Consider the following 379-nt stretch of genomic DNA (forward strand, 5'->3'; position numbering starts at 1 on the left):
GCCTATGCAAGCGCCAAGACGATCATCCTCGAATCCGACGAAATTCTCGACGCGAAGAAGGCATCGCTGAAATTGTTCGCCCAACCGGGCCTGATGATGTTCACCGATGCGAAGACGCTGATCGACTATCTCTCGCCCGATGACCAGAAGGTGCTGGAAAAAGCGCTGATGGGCCGCGGCATTCCGCTCGGCTCGGTGGTCAAGATGAAGCCTTATATCCTGACCTCAATGGTGGCTTTGTCGACCTGCGAAATCTCCCGCAAGAACAAGGGTGTGCCCTTCCTCGACCAGAAATTGGCCGTCGAAGCCCAGGCCGCGGGCAAGGAGGTGAAGGGCGTCGAAACCCTGCAGGAACAGCTCGAAGCCATGGCCAGCATGC

1 protein-coding gene is annotated in these 379 nt (G+C 57.8%); it reads left to right on the top strand.

The features are described from left to right. On the top strand, positions 1-379 hold a 379-nt coding region (locus AC1D0P_RS31750; protein ID WP_477680359.1), incomplete at both ends, for a TraB/GumN family protein.

This window comes from Polaromonas sp. P1_G2, assembly GCF_056405515.1.